The following is a 2,535-nucleotide window of genomic DNA, read 5'->3' on the forward strand; positions in this document are numbered from 1 at the left end:
CCGCCCACGCCTGCGGTCGCGATGGGCCGCGTTTCGGGAGGGTCTTCGTCTGCCAGGAAGAGGACCCCGTGCCCGGCAAGCCCATCACAGACCAGCAGGTGAGACTCTACATGGACCTCCGTCGAACGCTTTCCCAGCAGACCGCCGCCGCCAAGGCAGGCGTCAGCGTCAGCACCGCCTACCGCATCGAAACGGATCCGCGCCTCCCCTCCCAGAAGAAGGCCGAGCGGCGCTTTGGGCGCAGCACCCCCGACCCGCTCGCCGAGGTCTGGGACGCCGACATCCTGCCGCTGCTCCGGACCTGCCCGGGCCTGCGCCCGATCACCCTGCTCGAGGAACTCCAGCGCCGCCGTCCCGAGCGCGACTGGGCGAAGGCCCGCCGCACCCTGGAACGCCGGATCCGCGCCTGGAAAGCCCTGCATGGGCCCGAGCAGGAGGTCATTTTCCGCCAGATCCATCAGCCCGGCCGCCAGGCGCTGTCCGACTTCACCGATGCCGGCGACCTGGACGTCAGCATCGCCGGCCAGCCGCTCGCGCACCGGCTCTATCACTTCACGCTGGCCTACTCGGGCTGGGAGCATGCCGAGGTCATCCTCGGCGGCGAGAGCTTCGTGGCGCTGACCCACGGTCTGCAGAACGCGCTCTGGGCCCTGGGCGGCGCCCCGGCCGAACACCGCACCGACTCCCTGTCCGCCGCCTTCCGCAACCTCGACGCCGAGGCCCGCGAGGATCTCACCCGCCGCTACGAAGCGCTGTGCGCGCACTACGGCCTGACGCCGAGCCGCAACACCACCGGCGTCGCCCACGAGAACGGCAGCATCGAAAGCCGCCACGGCCACCTCAAGGACCGTCTCGACCAGGCGCTCACTTTGCGGGCCAGCCGCGACTTCGACACGCTGGACGCCTATCGCCGCTTCGTCGCCGAGGTGGTCGGGCGCCACAACGCCCGCCACCGCAAGGTGGTGGACCTGGAGCGCCCGCACCTGCGCTCCTTGCCGGAACGGCGCACCACCGACTTCGAGGAGGCCAGCGTCGTCGTCACCTCCTCGGGCGGCTTCGTGCTGCGCAAGGTGTTCTACACCGTGCCCTCCCGGCTCATCGGCCACCGCCTCAAGGTCCGCCTCTACGATGACCGCCTGGACTGCCTGCTCGGCGGCACGCTGGTGCTGACGCTGCCCCGGGCGCGGCCGGCGCCGCGCAGCAAAGGACGGCACGCCCATGTCGTCGACTACCGCCACGTCATCCACAGCCTGCGCCGCAAGCCGCAGGCCCTGCTGAACCTGGTGTACCGCGACGATCTCTTCCCGCGCGCCGCCTACCGCCGCACCTGGGACGCCCTGCTCGCCGCCACCGATCCGCGGCTGGCCTGCCGCACCATGGTGGGGCTGCTCTGGCTGGCGCACGAGCGCGCCTGCGAGGCCGATCTGGCCCGGGTCCTGGAGGCGCTGCTGGACGCCGGACAGCTGCCCGACCTCGCCGCCCTGCGCCAGCGCTTCGAGCCGCAGGACACCGCCGCGCCCAGCGTCACCATCGTGCTGCCGGGCGCCGACGCCTACGACACGCTGCTGACCAGCGGAGGGCAGCCATGAGCGACACCCTGACCGTCGATACCGCGCGCCTGCCGCTGCTGCTGAGCGAGCTGCGCCTGCCCACCGTCGCCCGGCTCTGGCCGGACTTCGCCGAGCGCGCCGACCGGGAAGGCTGGCCCGCTGCCCGCCTGCTGGCCGCCCTGGCCGAACTGGAAGTCGCCGAGCGGGTTCAGCGCCGCATCCAGCGCCATCTCCAGGAGGCCCGCCTGCCGCCCGGCAAGACGCTGGACAGCTTCGAGTTCGCCGCCGTGCCGACGCTGAGCCGGGCGCAGATCGTGGCCTTGGCCGCCGGCGACAGCTGGCTGGAGAAGGGCACCAACATCCTGGCCTTCGGCCCGCCCGGCTCGGGCAAGACGCACATCGCGGCGGCGCTCGGCCACGCGCTGGTGGACAACGGCTTCCGGGTGCTGTTCACGCGCACCACCGACCTCGTGCAGCGCCTTCAGGCGGCGCGTCAGGACCTCAGCCTGGCGTCGGCCATCGACAAGCTGGACAAGTACGACCTGCTGATCCTCGACGACCTCTCGTACGTGCACAAGAGCCAGGCGGAAACCAGCGTGCTGTTCGAGCTGATCTCGACGCGCTACGAGCGGCGCTCGCTGATGATCACCGCCAACCAGCCGTTCGGGGCGTGGGACCAGATCTTTCCCGACAAGGCGATGACGGTGGCCGCCATCGACCGCCTGGTGCACCATGCCGTGATCCTGGAGATGAACGTCGAGAGCTACCGCCGCCGCACCGCGCTGACGCGCGCCGTGGTGACCAGCGACACCGCCGTGTCGCCCGACGCTGTCGCGCCCGCGACAAGCTCGCCAACACCGGAGTGACGCGGGCGCGACAATCACCCTTGTCGCTGAGGAGGAAACGCCCCACCATCACCTTCCCATCGCGACCGAACCCTTCACGTTCACTGTCGCGCGCCCTTCACGATCGCTGTCGCGCCATA

General features: G+C 71.1%; 2 protein-coding genes. Both read left to right on the plus strand.

Annotated features, from left to right (window positions below):
* The first annotated feature begins 68 nt into the window (after window positions 1-68).
* A complete protein-coding gene (gene istA, locus VEA62_RS01600; RefSeq protein ID WP_422653084.1) occupies window positions 69-1,589 on the plus strand; it encodes an IS21 family transposase in 1,521 nt (506 codons plus the stop codon).
* A complete protein-coding gene (istB, locus tag VEA62_RS01605; RefSeq protein ID WP_324817529.1) occupies window positions 1,586-2,416 on the plus strand; it encodes an IS21-like element helper ATPase IstB in 831 nt (276 codons plus the stop codon). Before istA ends, istB begins: the two co-directional genes overlap by 4 nt.
* Window positions 2,417-2,535 lie beyond the last annotated feature (119 nt).

The organism is Brevundimonas sp., assembly GCF_035627475.1.
Classification (GTDB): domain Bacteria; phylum Pseudomonadota; class Alphaproteobacteria; order Caulobacterales; family Caulobacteraceae; genus Brevundimonas.